Annotated in this window: 14 protein-coding genes; 8 read left to right on the top strand and 6 right to left on the bottom strand. The window is 73.9% G+C overall.

Features of this window, described 5'->3' with window-relative positions; all coding sequences use genetic code 11:
• Positions 1-19: 19 nt before the first annotated feature.
• Genes ACTVZO_RS31505 through cbiE form a run of 3 tightly spaced genes read right to left on the bottom strand, consistent with a single transcriptional unit; the run spans position 20 to position 2,833 of the window.
• Positions 20-841, bottom strand: a complete 822-nt coding sequence (locus ACTVZO_RS31505) for a cobalt-precorrin-6A reductase (protein WP_443301548.1) — start codon at positions 839-841, stop codon at positions 20-22.
• Entirely contained in the window at positions 831-1,580 is a 750-nt protein-coding gene (gene cobM, locus ACTVZO_RS31510) for a precorrin-4 C(11)-methyltransferase (protein WP_443301549.1), read from the bottom strand. The genes ACTVZO_RS31505 and cobM overlap by 11 nt, the downstream gene beginning before the upstream one ends.
• The gene (gene cbiE / locus ACTVZO_RS31515) at positions 1,577-2,833 is read right to left on the bottom strand and encodes a precorrin-6y C5,15-methyltransferase (decarboxylating) subunit CbiE (RefSeq protein WP_443301550.1); all 1,257 of its coding nucleotides are present in this window, start codon (positions 2,831-2,833) and stop codon (positions 1,577-1,579) included. Before cbiE ends, cobM begins: the two co-directional genes overlap by 4 nt.
• Positions 2,834-3,043: 210 nt before the next feature.
• Between cbiE and ACTVZO_RS31520 the strand changes: the two genes are divergently transcribed.
• The 3 genes from ACTVZO_RS31520 (at position 3,044) to ACTVZO_RS31530 (ending at position 7,523) form a co-directional block, all read left to right on the top strand.
• Positions 3,044-3,973 carry an oxidoreductase gene (locus tag ACTVZO_RS31520; RefSeq protein WP_443301551.1) on the top strand — a complete coding sequence of 310 codons (930 nt, stop codon included), beginning with the start codon at positions 3,044-3,046 and terminating at the stop codon, positions 3,971-3,973.
• Positions 3,974-4,041: 68 nt separating this feature from the next.
• Positions 4,042-5,655, top strand: a complete 1,614-nt coding sequence (locus ACTVZO_RS31525) for an esterase/lipase family protein (protein ID WP_443301552.1) — start codon at positions 4,042-4,044, stop codon at positions 5,653-5,655.
• Between the two features lie 467 nt (positions 5,656-6,122).
• Positions 6,123-7,523, top strand: coding sequence for a protein kinase domain-containing protein (locus ACTVZO_RS31530; protein ID WP_443301553.1), 1,401 nt, complete (start codon positions 6,123-6,125; stop codon positions 7,521-7,523).
• Between the two features lie 25 nt (positions 7,524-7,548).
• On the opposite strand, the gene ACTVZO_RS31535 is transcribed toward ACTVZO_RS31530, so the two are convergent.
• The 3 genes from ACTVZO_RS31535 to ACTVZO_RS31545 form a co-directional block, all read right to left on the bottom strand.
• Entirely contained in the window at positions 7,549-8,157 is a 609-nt protein-coding gene (locus tag ACTVZO_RS31535) for a TetR/AcrR family transcriptional regulator (RefSeq protein WP_443301554.1), read from the bottom strand.
• 111 nt (positions 8,158-8,268) lie between these two features.
• Entirely contained in the window at positions 8,269-9,213 is a 945-nt protein-coding gene (locus tag ACTVZO_RS31540) for a trypsin-like peptidase domain-containing protein (RefSeq protein WP_443301555.1), read from the bottom strand.
• Positions 9,214-9,356: 143 nt separating this feature from the next.
• The gene (locus ACTVZO_RS31545) at positions 9,357-10,289 is read right to left on the bottom strand and encodes an ion transporter (RefSeq protein WP_443301556.1); all 933 of its coding nucleotides are present in this window, start codon (positions 10,287-10,289) and stop codon (positions 9,357-9,359) included.
• Positions 10,290-10,488: 199 nt separating this feature from the next.
• On the opposite strand from ACTVZO_RS31545, the gene ACTVZO_RS31550 reads away from it, so the two are divergent.
• The 5 genes from ACTVZO_RS31550 to ACTVZO_RS31570 all read left to right on the top strand — a co-directional run bounded on the left by ACTVZO_RS31550 (position 10,489) and on the right by ACTVZO_RS31570 (position 15,503).
• Entirely contained in the window at positions 10,489-11,154 is a 666-nt protein-coding gene (locus tag ACTVZO_RS31550) for an MSMEG_1061 family FMN-dependent PPOX-type flavoprotein (RefSeq protein WP_443301557.1), read from the top strand.
• Positions 11,155-11,274: 120 nt separating this feature from the next.
• On the top strand, positions 11,275-11,874 hold the full coding sequence (locus ACTVZO_RS31555; protein WP_443301558.1) for an acyltransferase: 600 nt from the start codon (positions 11,275-11,277) through the stop codon (positions 11,872-11,874).
• Positions 11,875-12,310: 436 nt separating this feature from the next.
• Positions 12,311-13,480, top strand: coding sequence for a hypothetical protein (locus ACTVZO_RS31560; RefSeq protein WP_443301559.1), 1,170 nt, complete (start codon positions 12,311-12,313; stop codon positions 13,478-13,480).
• The gene (locus ACTVZO_RS31565; protein ID WP_443301560.1) at positions 13,477-14,247 is read left to right on the top strand and encodes a WecB/TagA/CpsF family glycosyltransferase; all 771 of its coding nucleotides are present in this window, start codon (positions 13,477-13,479) and stop codon (positions 14,245-14,247) included. Before ACTVZO_RS31560 ends, ACTVZO_RS31565 begins: the two co-directional genes overlap by 4 nt.
• Positions 14,247-15,503, top strand: coding sequence for a nucleotide sugar dehydrogenase (locus ACTVZO_RS31570; RefSeq protein WP_443301561.1), 1,257 nt, complete (start codon positions 14,247-14,249; stop codon positions 15,501-15,503). The genes ACTVZO_RS31565 and ACTVZO_RS31570 overlap by 1 nt, the downstream gene beginning before the upstream one ends.
• Positions 15,504-15,506 lie beyond the last annotated feature (3 nt).

Raw genomic sequence — 15,506 nt, forward strand, 5'->3', positions numbered from 1 at the left:
GTTTCGCACGTACGAGCGATCAGTGCGCGTGATCGTAACGCAGCCGGTGCAGGGCCGCGGCCACCGAGTCCGCCACCGCCACGCCCTCCGGGACCGCGGGGCGGCGTACGACGAGCACCGGGATGCCCGCCTCGCGCGCGGCGGCGAGTTTGGGGGCGGTTGCCGAGCCCCCGCTGTCCTTGGTGACCAGCACGTCGATCCGGTGCCGGGTGAGCAGCTCCCGCTCGTCCTCCAGGCTGAACGGGCCCCGGTCCAGCAGGACTTCGAGCCGCGGAGGCACCGGCGGGGCCGGCGGGTCCACGGAACGCACCAGGAACCAGGTGCCGGTGAGGTGCGCGAAGGCGTGCAGGCCCATCCGGCCCGTGGTCAGGAACGCCCGGCCGCCCAGGCCCGGCAGTACGGCGGCCGCGTCGGCGAGGGAGTCCGCGAAGGTCCAGGCATCGCCCGGCCCGGGCGTCCAGCCGGGGCGGCGCAGCGCCAGCAGCGGGACCCCCGTCAGCGCCGCCGCCCCGGCCGCGTTGAAGCTCATGCGCTCCGCGAACGGGTGGGTGGCGTCGACCAGGTCGGTGACCCCGTGCGCGGTGATCCACCGGGCCAGTCCGGCGGGCCCGCCGAAGCCGCCGATCCGCGTTTCGCCCGGCGGCAGCACGGGCGCGGCGACCCGCCCGGCGAGGGAGGTCGTCACCCGGACCGCCGGGCGCTGCGGGGAGGCCGGCGCCGTGCGCCCGGCCTGCGCCGATGCCTCCGCCCCCACCAGCGTCTCCGCGAGGCGGCGGGACTCCGTCGTGCCGCCCAGGATCAGGATGTGGCGGCCCGGCGCGCGGCCCGGTTCAGCAGACATGCCGGTCGCGCTCGGGCGAGTACAGGTGGCTGTCGCGGAACTGCTCGGCGCCGAGCGTGCGGCCCACCACGATCACCGCGGTGCGGACCAGCCCGTGCTCCTTCACCCGGTCCGCGATGTCGGCCAGCGTGCCGCGCAGGATCAGCTCGTCGGGGCGGCTGGCCATCGCCACCACCGCCACCGGGCACTCGGCCCCGTAGTGCGGCAGCAGTTCGTCCACGACCCGGTCCACGTAACGGGTGGCCAGGTGCAGGACCAGCAGCGCGCCGCTGCGGCCCAGGGTGGCCAGGTCCTCGCCGGCCGGCATCGGGGTGGCCTGCTGGGCGATGCGGGTCAGGATCACCGTCTGGCCGACGGTGGGCACGGTCAGCTCCCGCTTCAGTGCGGCGGCCGCCGCGGCGAAGGCCGGAACGCCCGGGACCACCTCGTACGGGATGCCGGCCGCGTCGAGCCGCCGCATCTGCTCCGCGACGGCGCTGAAGATCGACGGGTCGCCGGAGTGGAGCCGCGCGACGTCCTGGCCCGCCGCGTGCGCCCGCACGCACTCGGCGATGATCTCGTCCAGGTTCAGCTGCGAGGTGTCGACCAGCCGGGCGTCCGGCGGGCACTCGGCCAGCAGTTCGCGCGGGACCAGGCTGCCCGCGTAGAGGCAGACGGGGGTGGCGGCCAGCCTCCGGGCACCGCGCACCGTGATCAGGTCGGCGGCACCGGGGCCCGCGCCGATGAAGTACACGGTCATGCTTGATCCTTCTCGTTCGTCGACTTCGTGACCGACCACTGGGTGACCGGCATGGCCTGCCGCCAGCCCGTGAAACCGCCGACCGGCACCGCGTGCGCGACCGACAGCTTCACCAGTTCGCCGCCGTGGCGCCGGTAGCGGTCGGTGAGGACCGCCTCCGACTCCAGGGTGACGGTGTTGACCACGAGCCGGCCGCCGGGGGTGAGCGCCGCCCAGGCCGCGTCCAGCAGCCCCGGCGCGGTCAGTCCGCCGCCGATGAACACGGCGTCGGGTGCGGGCAGTCCGTCGAGCGCTCCGGGCGCGGCGCCGACGACCACGCGCAGCCCGGGTACGCCGAGCGCCGCCGCGTTGCGGGTGATGCGGGCCGCCCGCTCCGGGACGCGCTCCACGGCCACCGCCCGGCACGAGGGGTGTGTGCGCATCCACTCGATGCCGATGGAACCGGAGCCTCCGCCGATGTCCCACAGCAGCTCGCCGGGGGCCGGGGCCAGCGCGCACAGGGTCGCGGCGCGCACGCGGCGCTTGGTGAGCTGCCCGTCGTGCTCGTAGGCGCCGTCCGGCAGGCCGGGGGTCGCACCGAGCCGGGGCGCCGGATGGGAGGGGTCCCGGCGGCAGTCCACGGCCACCACGTTCAGCGGATCGCCCGGCGGGTGGTCCCAGCCGTCGGCGATGCCCTCGTACGCGTCCTCGCGCTCGGAGCCGAGCTGCTCCAGCACCCGGATCCGGCTCGGGCCGAAGCCCCGCTCCCGGAGCAGGGCGGCGATCTCGGCCGGGGACGCCGCTCCGGCGCTGAGCACCAGCACCCGGCGCCCCTCGTGCAGGGCGGCGGCGAGCCGCGCCACCGGACGGCCGACGACCGTGACCACCTCGGTGTCCTCCACCGGCCAGCCCAGGCGGGCGCACGCGTACGAGACGGAGGAGGGGTGCGGGTGGACCGCGAGCGCGTCCGGGCCGAGCTCCTCGGCGAGCGCGCGGCCGATCCCGTAGAACATCGGGTCGCCGCTGGCCAGCACCGCGATCCGGCGGCCCGCGTGCTCGGCCATCAGCTTCGGCACGGCCGGCCGCAGCGGGCTCGGCCACGCGATCCGCTCACCGGGGCACGAGTCGGCCGGCAGCAGGTCCAGCTGGCGCGGCCCGCCGATCAGGACCTGGGCCGAGGACAGAGCGGACCGCGCGGCGGCGGTGAGCCCGGCCCAGCCGTCGGCGCCGAGGCCGACGACCGTGACGGGTACGGGGGGCGGTGCGGAGCTCACTGCGCGATACCTCGGAACGGGAACGGGAACGGGAACGGGAACGGGGGCGGAGAGGAGGAAGAGGAAGGCGGGGACGGGAAGCGGAGGGCGGGCCGACCGCAGCCTACTGGCCTGCGCGGACGCCCGTCCGGACACCCCCTCTCCCACCCCGCCCCGGACCCGTCTACCCTCGGTAATCCACATCGTCCGCGAGGGAGCCAGGGAGCTGCCATGCCCGGCTGGAACGCCGTGAACATCCCCGACCAGAGCGGCCGGACCGCGGTCGTCACCGGGGCCAACAGCGGCATCGGCTACGTCACCGCCCGGGAGCTCGCACGGCGCGGCGCCACGGTGGTGCTGGCCTGCCGCAGCGCCGCGCGCGGCAAGGCGGCCGAGATCCGGCTGCGCGCCGAAGTGCCGGGCGCCGAAGTCGAGTTCCTCGCGCTGGACCTCGCCGACCTGGCATCGGTGCGGGAGTTCGCGAAGAGGTTCGGGGAGCGCCGTGCCACGCTGGACCTGCTGATCAACAACGCCGGCGTGATGGCCCTGCCCTACGGGCGCACCGCCGACGGGTTCGAGACCCAGCTCGGGGTCAACCACCTCGGGCACTTCGCGCTGACCGGACTGCTGCTGCCGCGGCTGCGGGCCGCCGCCCCCGGGGCACGGATCGTCAACGTCTCCAGCGGTTTCCACGCGCTGGCGGACGTGGACCTCGACGACCTGGCCTACGAGCGCGGCTACCGGCGCTGGCTCGCCTACGGCCGCTCCAAGACCGCCAACCTGCTCTTCACCCACGAACTGTCCCGCCGGTTCACCGCCGCCGGGTCCACCATCACCGCGGCCGCCGCCCACCCCGGGTACGCGTCCACCAACCTGCACGCCGGCGCGACGCAGGACGGCGGCACGCTCTACGCGCGCGGGGTGGCGCTCGCCAACGAGCTCGTCGCGCAGCCCGCCACCGGGGGCGCGCTGCCCACGCTGTACGCCGCCACCGCGCCCGGGGTCCGGCAGGACGCGTTCGTCGGCCCGCGGTTCGGCTGGCGCGGTGCGCCCGCCCGTTCCTGGCGGGCGAAATGGACCCTCGACGACAAGTCCGGCGAACGGCTCTGGGCCGCGTCCGAGAAGCTCACAGGAGTCTCGTACGCATCCCTACCGCGCTGATCCTCCCGGGGCTAACTTGCCACCCGTCGGTCACTTGTGGTCGTGGAGTCGCAGCCCCGAGGAGAGCCATGCGCCGTTCCGCACCGCCCCCGCACCCGCCCCTTCTCCTGCCCCCGTACCTGCTGTTCCCCGTGCTCCTGGCCGTGCTCGCCGCCCTGCTCACCGCTCCCGCGGCGCAGGCGGCCGCCGGGCCCGCCGCCGGGCAGGCCGCCGCCGGGCGGGCGGAGCAGCGTACGCCCGTGGTGCTCGTGCACGGCTACGGGGACACGGCCGCCTCCCTCGACGGGCTGGAGGACGACCTGCACGCGCGGGGCTGGCTGTACAGCGACCTCGCCCAGTTCGGCTACGACTGGGCCGCCACCAACGAGTCCAACGCCGCCCGCTTCGGCGCCTTCCTGACCGAGCGGTTCGGCACCCGCCAGGTGAACGTCGTCGCGCACAGCATGGGTTCGCTGCTCACCCGCGCGTACCTGAAGGGCGGCGGCAGCCCGCGGGTCCGCGCCTGGGTCTCGCTCGGCGGACCCAACCACGGTGCGGGGGACGCCTCCCCGTGCGGCCCCTTCGGCACCTTCTGCGACATCCACGCCGCGTCGCTCGCCGAGATGGCCCCGGGCAGTGCCTTCCTGGGCTCGCTCAACGCGGGCGACGAGACCCCGGGCGCCACCCGGTACACCACCTTCAGCTCCGCCTGCGACGCGCAGATCCCGCCGGGCGACAGCCGGGCCCCCCGCTCCACCGAGCTCGCGGGCGCCGTCAACCACGTGCTGCCGGTCGGGGACAGCGGCTGCCCCTCCCACTACGGCCTGCTCGGCAACGACTGGGTGCGCGAACGGATCGCCGAGGAGTTCGCGGCGGACCCCGTCACCCCCGTCGACCTCAAGACCGGGCCGTTCCGCATCACCGTGAACGAGGCCCGCTTCACCTCCTCCGGAGAGAGCGGCCCCGAGCTCTACGACGGGATCAGCCTCACCGCCGACGGCACGACCCGTACGCTGTGGCACCGCGACCGCGACGGCGCGACCGCCTTCCCGGACCACGACCCGTGGTTCGGACTCGACGACTCCGCCCGCAGCCGGACCTTCAGCGGCGGAGCCACCGTCACCGCCTACCTGACGGACGCCGACTACAGCGCGGGCAACAACGACGACGTCATGGCCGCCGGCCGCGCGCACTGGGACCCGGCCCTCGGCTTCGGCCGCTTCACCGCCCGGATGCGCGGCGTGGACGGCGGCGAGGCCGCGGTCACCTACACCGTGACCCCGGTGTCGGGCGTGCCCGCCTGCCGGATCCGGGTGGACGGCGCCGAGCTGACGTACTTCGACGACGGCACGACCCGCCCCGCGCTGTACGGGGACATCGCCGTCCGGGCCGGTGACGGGACCCGTACGGCGCTCTGGTCGCGGTCCGGCTCCGACCCCTCCACCTTCCCCAACAAGGGGGCGCGCACCGACCCGGACCCGTACTTCCACCAGCGGATCGGCTCGGGCACCGGCCACGGTCCGGCGCCGCTGGAGCTCTCCGTGCACCTCTGGGACCACGACGCCTCCTCCGCGGACGACCTGGTCGCGCGCGGCACCGTCGCCTGGGACCCGTACACCGACCGGCCGGGCACCCGAACCGCAGATTTCCGCGGGGACGACGGCGGGCACGTGAAGGTCACCTGGACGGTGCTCTGTCCGTAGCCGTGCGCGGGACGGTCCACGGCGCCCGGTGCCCGGCGCGCCCCCGTCCGCCCCCGGGACGCCTCCGGGCGCCCCGGGCGGGACCTGACCGGGGCGCGCGGGCCGCCGGACACTCGGTGCCATGGACGACACTCCGGACAACCACCCAGAATCCCCCCGCGACCACGCGGTGGTACTCGGCGCGGGCCCGGCCGGGCTGCCGGCGGCGCGGGTGCTCGCGGAGCGCTTCGCGCGTGACCGCGGTGCAGCGGGACGAACCGCCCACCGGCGGCCCGGCGTTCAGGCCTGCGCGGTCCGGTGCCGACGCAGAACCGGCTTGTCTCCGGGCCCAGATGAGCATGGCTGCGAGGTGGAGCGCGGCCTGGTCCCCCGGGTCCCGCAGTCCAGGCCGGGGATCGACACGCTCCGCTTGTGAGGACTCTCGGCTCCGTGCGGCCCGGGCCGAAACCGCTTCTACGATTGCCGCCATGGGGGACCTATTCATCGCGGGCGCGACACTCGCCGAGGGCCGGTACCGCATCGACGGACCGCTCGGCAGCGGCGGCATGGCGCAGGTCTACCGCGCCTACGACGTCAGGCTCGACCGTCCCGTCGCCGTCAAGACGATGCTGCCCGCGCTCGCGCTCGACGAGGACTTCGTGGCCCGGTTCAGGCGCGAGTCCCAGGCGATGGCCGCGCTCGGACACATCCACGTCGTCACCGTGCACGACACCGGCGAGGAGCCGCGCCAGGGCGGCCCGCCCATCCCCTACTTCGTCATGGAGCTGGTGTCCGGCCCCTCCCTGGCGGACCAGTTGCGCACGCACGGCGCCCTGCCCGTACCCCAGGCCCTGCGCCTCGTGGACCAGCTCCTGTCCGCCCTCGAGGCCAGCCACGCGCTGGGGCTGGTCCACCGGGACATCAAGCCCGCCAACGTCCTGCTGGCGCCGGGCGGCGTCGCCAAGGTGACGGACTTCGGGATCGTCCGGGCGCTGGCCGGCACCGCGCTGACGGGCACCCACGCGGCGATCGGGACGCCGCCGTACATGGCGCCGGAGCAGCTCCGCGGCGCGCCGGACATCGACGGCCGGTGCGACCTCTACGCGGTCGGCGTGGTGCTCTTCGAGATCCTGACGGGCCGCAGGCTCTTCGACGGCCCCGACATCTTCGCGATCGCCGTTCAGCAGCGGGAACGGCCACTGCCGGCCCTGGCCTCCTACGGGATCACCGGCCGGCCGGCCCTCGACGCCGTCCTGGCCCGCGCCCTCGCGATCAGCCCACAGGACCGGTACCCGGACGCACGGGCGATGCGGGCCGCGGTGAAGGCGGCGGACCTGGCTCCGGCGGGGCCGGAGCAGGCACCGGCCGGCCGTACAACCCACCCGGTGCCCACCGCGGCGGGGAGGTCCGGCCCCGCCTTCGGGCCCCCGCTGCCGGCGCCCACCGCAGCGGGGCGGTTCGGGCCCGCCGCCGCGCCCCCGCGACCCGCTCCGGCGCCCGGGGCAGTGGTCCATGCGGCGCCCTGGACGTCACTGCCGCCGCGCACCCGAGTCGTCCAGGCCGGCCGGATGGCCCTGTGCGCCCTGCTGGTGGTCGCGGGCATCTGGTTCTCCGCGGCGGCGATCGAGTCCGTCAACGGCCAGGACTGGGGGCACGCGCGGTGGATGGCCGCCGTCCAAGGCCTCGCGGGCCTGGCCGGAGCGGTGGGCGCGCTGCCCTTCTGGACCCGGGCCGCCAGGCCGGTCCCCCCGCTCCACAAGGTGTTCTCCCGGATCCTGCTCGCGGCCGGCCTGCTGGTGCTGGTGTTCGGCTGCATGACGTACGTGGCCGTCGGCCGGCAGGAGAACTGCGTCAAGGACGACTACCAGGGCTGTGTCTCCCTGTTCTGAACGTTGGCGCCAGGCCGGCGTGACCCTAAGCCGGGTCGGGCTCCGGACGCAGTGAGCGCCAGATGAGTTCCGGGAGGTGCCGGGCCGCCTCCGCCAGGTCGATCTCGTACGTGCTGGACAGCCAGCGGCGGGCCGCCTCGGTGAGCGGGCCCATGACCATCACCTCGGTCACCGGAGCCGGGAGCGCGGCGATCTCGCCGCGCTCCATGCGCACCTTCAGCCACTGCATGATGGCGGCGAACTTCTCCGCCTTGGCCGCCCCGATCTCCTCCGCGTGGGCCGCGAGGTAGCCCGAGTAGGCCGAGGCGTGCAGGAACAGGGCGACGTCCCGGTGCTCCTGGGTGAAGCGCAGGTAGGACGCCACCCATGCGTGGATGCCGGTGCGGGCGGTCCGGCAGCGGGTCAGGGCGGCGACCATCTCGTCGCACAGCTGGTCCGTGCACCGGATGTAGAGGGCGGCGGCCAGGCCGTCGAAGTTGCCGAAGTGGTGGTAGAGGCTGCCCAGGCTCACCCCGCTGGCCGAGACGACCGCGTTGACGGTGAACCCCTGCTGGCCGGACTCGGCGAACACCCGCAGCGCGGTGGTCAGGAGCAGATCGACGGTGGCCTCGCCACGTTGTTGCTTCGGAGACATGTCGATCCCGTCGGTGTCCGTGGGGGTAGCGGCCCGGACGGCCGTGCCGGAGAGCCTAGCAAGACCCGTAAATAGAGGGTCGTTCTAGAAAAGGGTTCCAGCGCGGCGGCCCTAGGGAGCTGTCGCGCGTTCGTACAGGGCGCGGACGGAGTCTCCGAAGTAGCTGCTGTACGAGGTCGTGTCGTCGCCCCCGCCGTCGCGGCCGCCGACCACCCCGATCAGCGTGTGCCCGTCGGTCAGCACCGGACCGCCGCTCGTGCCGTTCGGTACGCCGGCGCAGTCGAACCGCAGCTGCGCCGGCCCGGCGGCGCGGGCGGTGCTGCGGCAGTCCAGCGGCTGCTCGGAGCCGTTGGGGTAGCCCACGAGCCGCGCGGGAAGGGGCAGTTCGGGGCGGAAGGAGACCCGCAGGGAGCCGGTCATCTCCTCCAGCCGCTGGCCCGGGTAGCCGGGGCGGCGCAGCCGGATGAAGGCGACGTCGTGGTCGGGGTCCCCGTCCCCGGTCCAGCGCGGGTCCACGTCGATCCGGGTGGGCACCCAGACGCCGTACGGGGCCACGCCGTCCCGGTAGCCGGGAGCGAAGGCCAGGTTGGTGCGGAAGCCGAAGGAGTGGACGCAGTGGGCGGCGGTGACGATCAGGTCGCCCTGCGGAGAGTGGACCACCCCGGCCGAGCAGTGGTGGTCCGGGTCGCCGTCGGTGCCGGGGGAGAACAGCGCCCCGATGGCCGGCTCGGCCGGGGCGGGCCGCGCCTCCAGGGGGTCCGAGGGCTGCCACCCGCCGGAGCGCCAGTCCACCGGGGCGCTGCCGTCGCTGAAGGCCCCGCCGTCCGTCGGCGCGACCGGGTCCTCGCGGACGATCCCGTCCAGCACGGCGGCCGCCGTCCGGTCGGCACGCTCGGGGTCCTGCTGGTAGACGCCCCGTGCGGCGTCCCCGTCCGCGCGGTTGGCGACCATGCCGCGCAGCTCCCACAGGTACCGCCCGCCCACGAGGACGAGCGCGCCGAGCACGCAGACCAGCACGGCGGCCCGTACGGCCCGCCCGCGCACCTTGCTGAACATCCGGTACTCCCGCCCCGCGTCCGTGTTGGACTCCGCGTCCGACTCCCCGTCCGACGACTCGTTCGATGGGGAGAGCCGCGGGTCGGGTTCCGTGATCCGGACGTGTCCGTTCTCACAGCGCCCTCCCCGGGCGAAGTCCGCGGTCAGGGTCCCGGGTGCGAGGCCTCCAGCTGCCGGGCCGGGGGCCGCTCCCCGGCGGCGAGGCTCGCCTCGATCTCGTCGAGCGCCCGCCGGGCGGTGGCGATCCGCTCCCGGACGTCCCCGGCGTCCGGGAGGTCCGGCCCGCCCGCGCCCGGGCTCGCGACCGGCCCCTTGGCGGGGCTGGGGGCCGGGCCCGGCGCCCGGTCGGCCTCCGCCTCGATCTCGCGTGCCTCGTCGAGGGAGTTGAGCACGACACCGATCAGTACGTTCACCAGCACGAAGGAGGCGAGCAGGGCGTACGAGGCGTAGTAGAGGATGCTGAGCCGCGAGATCTGCAGCCCGGCCCGCACCGCGTCGGTGAGTCCGTCGAGCGTGGTCAGCAGGAACAGGGTGAGCGCGGCGCGGCCCAGGGAGCCGTAGTGCTGGGGGTCGGACTCCGCGAAGCAGACCCAGCCGACCATCGCGTACACGTACAGCACCAGCGCGCCGACGAACAGGAAGCTGGCGGTGCCCGGCAGGCTGCGGCCCACGGCGATCAGCAGGATGCGCAGGTGCGGCAGGAAGCGCGCGCTGCGCAGTACGCGGGCCAGCCGCAGCAGCCGCAGCAGCGTGGCGTTCTCGCGGACGAGGGGGAGGAAGGCCGAGGCCACCACCGCGAGGTCGAAGAGGTTCCAGGGATCGCGGAAGAATGCTTTCGGCCGGTCGGCGTGCGCACCGATCCGCAGCAGCATCTCCAGCGTGAACACCAGCAGGCAGGTGTCCTCCGCCGCCTCCAGCACCGGCCGGTACTCCCGGGCCAGCCCGCTGTACGTCTCCACGCCCATCAGCGCGGCGTTCAGCAGGATCACCGCGAAGACCGCCATGCCGAAGGCCGGGGCCTCCGTCGCCACCCGGCACCGGGCCGCCAGTTTCACGCGGCCGCGTCGGGCCGGCATCGGGACTCTCATCGTGCTCCTCGTACGCGTCTTCACCGCAGGACCGCACCCGGCGGGGTGCGGTGGTCGTCCCTACTAACGCCACACACCCGATCGGGTTTCCGCCGACCGCCCACGTCAACGCCCCGTCGGCGCTCAGGGCCGGGCTCCGAGCCGGGCTCGAGGCCGGGCCGGACGCGGTCGGATAGATTGCGTGGCCGTGACAACCACCACGCCGCACAGCGGTCGCATATTCGATGCCCTGAGCGCCGGCGCCGTCCAGAACACGGCCCAGCTGCGCGAGCTCTACGAGGAGCCCAGCGAGCTGGTCCGCCGCAAGGCGGTGGACCGCATCCACGACGTCGCCCGCGCCGTGATCGGCAGGTCGTCGCTGGTGTTCATCGCCAGCGCGGGCGCCGCCGGCCACTGCGACGTGACCCCGCGGGGCGGCCCGGCCGGGTTCGTGTCCGTCCTGGACGAGTTCACCCTCGCCGTGCCCGACGCCACCGGCAACAAGCGGCTCGACAGCAGCCACAACATCGTGGAGACGGGCCGGGCCGGCCTGATCTTCGTCATCCCCGGCCGCGCCACCACCCTGCGCGTCAACGGCAGGGCCTGCGTCTCCGCCGACCCGCGCCTGCTGGAGCAGCTCACCCCCGTCGGCAAGCCGCCGCGCACCGCGATCGTGGTGGAGGTGGAGGAGGTGTACCAGCACTGCCCCAAGGCCTTCCTGCGCGGCAACGCCTGGAAGCCCGGGCAGTGGCTCGCCGAGGACGCCGCCCCCAGTTCCGCCGAGGTCACCCGTTCTCACCTGGGCCTGCCGGAAGAGGCCATCGAGAAGATCCGCGAGAGCGAGCGCGAGTCCCTGCTGTACCGCTACGAATGAGCCCCAAGTCCGCTGGGTGAACAGTCGGTTGATCGGCGGGGCGGTCAGGCCCGCGGCGCATATGCTCCGTTCGTACGCGCGTGCATCCGAACACCTCGCGAACCGTAAGGGGACCGCTCCGTGAGTGTCCGCATTCAACCCTCCTCCCAGGTCGACGAGACGGCCGAGCTCGGCGAGGGGACCACGATCTGGGATCTGGCGCAGGTACGGGAAGAAGCCCGGCTCGGCCGCGGGTGCATCGTGGGCCGCGGTGCGTACGTAGGACCGGGCGTGCGCATCGGCGACCACGTGAAGCTGCAGAACTACGCGCTGGTGTACGAGCCCGCCGTACTGGGCGACGGGGTGTTCATCGGCCCGGCGGCGGTGCTCACCAACGACTTCTACCCCCGCGCGGTCGAACCCGACGGCCGGCAGAAACGCGGCGGCGACTGGGAGGCCGCCGGGGTCGTGGTCGCCGAGGGGGCCTCGCTGGGCGCCCGCTCGGTGTGCGTGGCCGGGGTCCGCGTCGGACGCTGGGCCCTGGTCGCCGCCGGGGCCGTGGTGTCCCGGGACGTACCCGACTTCGCCCTCGTCGCAGGGGTGCCGGCCCGCTGGATCGGCTGGGTGGGCCGGGCCGGGGTCCGGCTCGTGGAGCGTGAGGACGAGCCGGGCGTCTGGGAGTGCCCGCGCACCGGCGCACTGCACGAGGAGAAGGACGGCGGGCTGATCGAGCGCACCTGACGGAATGTCGGCAATTTAGGGCACCGGCATTTCCTCAAAACCACAATCAACGAACATCCGTGGGCATACCGTGTCCCTGCACAAGGGATCTGAGCAGGCAACAGGCCTGTCTCAGTGGGGGGTTGTACACGACGAGGGCACCGCGGGCAGAGCCGCGCGGCGCGGCTTCACCGCGCCCGCGCACACTGCCGTCGACGCGCGTGCTCCGGTCCGAGGCATCGCTGGGGGGTCCAGTCGGCGTCCGTCGGACGGCTCGTGCCGCACGCGACGAGGGAGTCGCGGGCGCGGGCGTCGCCGTCACGCGCAATCCCCCTCCACGGAGTGACGACCGCCAGGTCCGTCCGAGGAGTGATCAGAGGGGGGTAGGTGTGTTGGAGCCGTACAGCTCGGACATACGAGGTGCGCGCAGCACCCGGGGAATCGGGGTGGGGACCCGATGACCAGCACACGATTAGAAGCACTGGCCCATGAGGACCGGCCGCTGCACGCCCTCGCCGAGCGGCTGCTCGCGCTGGCCGAGGCGGGCCTGCCCGGGATGTACCTGCCGGGCGCCGAGAACTTCGTCTTCACCCGGGTGGGCAAGGCCTCGCCCGACGGCGCCCGAGCCCTCGAACAGCGCGGAACCAGCACCCGTTACGCGGCCATCACCGCACTCGGCGCCCGGTTCCTGCCCGAGGACCGGCAGCGCCCGCTGTTCGGCGGCCGCACCGCCCAGGAGTTCACCGGGGTGCTCGTGGAACGGCTGCCCGCCGTGACGAACCTGGGCGACGCGGCGCTCATCGCCTGGGCCGCCGCCGAAACCGGCCACCCCAAACTGGCCGACGCCCTCGGCCGGGTGGCCGCGCTGGACCAGCCCGGGCAGCCGCAGTACACCGTCGAGGCGGCCTGGGTGCTCTCCGCCCTCACCGCCGCCCGCGGGGCCGCGGACGTGGAGCACCGCCTCGCCGCGGCCCGCGACAGGCTGCTCGCGGCCCGGAACGCCGGCAGCCCGCTGTTCCCGCACGCCACCGGGCCGGGCCTGCTGCCCGGATACCGGTCCCACGTGGCCTGTTTCGCCGACCAGACGTATCCGCTCCAGGCGCTGGCCCGGCTGCACGCGAGCGGCGAGGACCAGGAGGCCCTCGCCGCCGCCGACGCCTGCGCCGCCCGCATCTGCGCCCTGCAAGGGGACGGCGGACAGTGGTGGTGGCACTACGACGCCCGCCACGGCACCCTCGTCGAGGGCTACCCCGTCTACAGCGTCCACCAGCACGCGATGGCCCCGACCGCCCTGTTCGACCTCGCCGAAGCGGGCGGCACCGACTTCGGCACGGAGCTCCGCCGCGGGCTGCGCTGGATGACCGAAGTGCCCGAACTCGCCGGACCCGCCGGCACCCCGCGCGAGCCGATGATCCGCGAGGAGCTCGGCGTGACCTGGCGCAAGGTCTACCGCGGCGACCCCCGCAAGGCCGTACGCGCCGCCCGCGGCCTCACCACCCGGGTGGCCCCGCACGCCCGGCTCGCACCCCTCGACCGGCTCTTCCGCCCCGTGGCGGTGGACCGCGAGTGCCGGCCGTACGAGTTCGGCTGGATGCTGTTCGCCTGGCTCGGGGGGCCGCAGAGATGAGCCAGAGACACACCCTCTTCGGGGTCGGACTCGACGCCCTGACCATGGACGAGACCGTCCGGCGCTGCCTCGACGCGGTCCGCCGCGGCGAGCGCATCGAGATCGGCATGGTCAACGCCGCCAAACTGGTCAACATGCGCCGCGACCCCCGCCTCGCCGAGGCGGTCGCCGGCTGCGACCTGGTCCTGGCCGACGGCCAGGCCGTGGTCTGGGCCGGGCGCGTGCTCGGCGTCCGGCTCCCCGAACGGGTCGCGGGAATCGACCTGTTCATGCGCCTGCTCGCCGCCGCCGAGTCCGCCGGCATCTCCGTCTACCTGCTCGGCGCCCAGCAGCAGGTCCTGGAGATGATGCTCCGGCAGATCTCCGAGCGGTTCCCGGAACTGCGGGTCGCCGGCAGCCGCAACGGCTACTTCGCGGACTCCGAGCAGGGGGCGGTCGCCGACGCCATCGCGGACAGCCGCGCCCAGCTGCTGTTCCTCGGCATGACCTCGCCCAAGAAGGAGATCTTCACCGCCGGCTACGGCGACCGCACCGGCGCCCACGTGGTGCACGGCGTCGGCGGCTCCTTCGACATCCTCGCCGGGATCACCAAACGGGCACCGGCGCTCTGGCAGCGGATGGGCCTCGAATGGTTCTACCGCACCCTCCAGGAGCCCCGCCGCCTCGGCAAGCGCTACCTCACCACCAACACCGCCTTCCTCTTCATGACGGTCCGCGAGCTCATCCGCCGCACCCCGTCCGCCGGTTCCGCGAACAGGAGTCACTGATGCGTGTCGTCGTCGTGGGACAGGGGTACGTCGGTCTCCCGCTGGCCATCCGGGCCGCCGAGGTCGGCCACCATGTGATCGGGTACGACGTGGACGCGCGGCGGGTCAAGAGCCTCGCCGCCGGAGAGTCGTACGTGGAGGACGTCAGCTCCGAGCGGCTGGCCCGGGCGCTCGCGCTCGGCACCTACCGGCCCACCGAACTGGCCCGGGACTGCGGCGGCTTCGACGTGGCCGTCGTCACCGTCCCGACCCCGTTACACGACGGGGCCCCCGACCTCCGCTACATAGAGGAGTCGGCGCACACACTGGCCCGGTTCCTGCGCCCCGGAGCCACCGTGGTCCTCGAGTCCACCACCTACCCGGGCACCACCGAGGAACTCTTCGCGCCGATCCTGGAGGACGGCTCGGGGCTCACCGCCGGAGCCGACTTCCACCTCGGCTACAGCCCGGAGCGCATCGACCCCGGCAACGCCGTCTGGGGCTTCCAGCAGACGCCCAAGGTGGTCTCCGGCGTCGACGCCCGCTCCCTGAAGGCCGTCGAGGCCTTCTACGGGGACCTCGTCGACACGACGGTGCCGGTGAGCTCGCCGAAGGAGGCCGAGCTGGCCAAGCTGCTGGAGAACACCTTCCGGCACGTGAACATCGCGCTGGTCAACGAGATAGCGATGTTCGCCCGCCACCTCGACATCGACGTGTGGCAGGCCATCGAGGCCGCGTCCAGCAAGCCCTTCGGCTTCATGAAGTTCACTCCGGGACCGGGCGTCGGCGGGCACTGCCTGCCCATCGACCCCTCCTACCTGTCCTGGCGGGTGCAGCGCGAACTCGGCCAGAGCTTCCGCTTCGTCGAGCTCGCCAACGACATCAACAGCCACATGCCCGAGTACGTCACCCGCCGTGTCATCGACGCTCTCAACTCCAAGCGCCGCTCGGTCAACGGCTCCCGGATCCTGCTGCTCGGGCTCGCGTACAAGAAGAACACCGGCGACGCCCGCGAGTCACCCGCGGTGCGCGTCTCGCAGCTGCTCCTCGACATGGGGGCCAAGGTGCGCGCCGCCGACCCCCACGTGGTCGAGAACATCAAGGTCGACGCCCGCCTCGTGCGGGTCGAGCCCACCCGCAGGGAACTGGCGGCCGCCGACGTGGTCGTCCTGCTCACCGACCACGACTCCTTCGACTACCACCTGGTCACCGAGCACGCCTCCTTCGTCCTCGACTGCCGCAACCGGCTGTCCGGACCGAACGTGGAGGTGCTTTGAGCG

Source organism: Streptomyces sp. IBSNAI002, assembly GCF_052244475.1.
GTDB lineage: Bacteria > Actinomycetota > Actinomycetes > Streptomycetales > Streptomycetaceae > Streptomyces.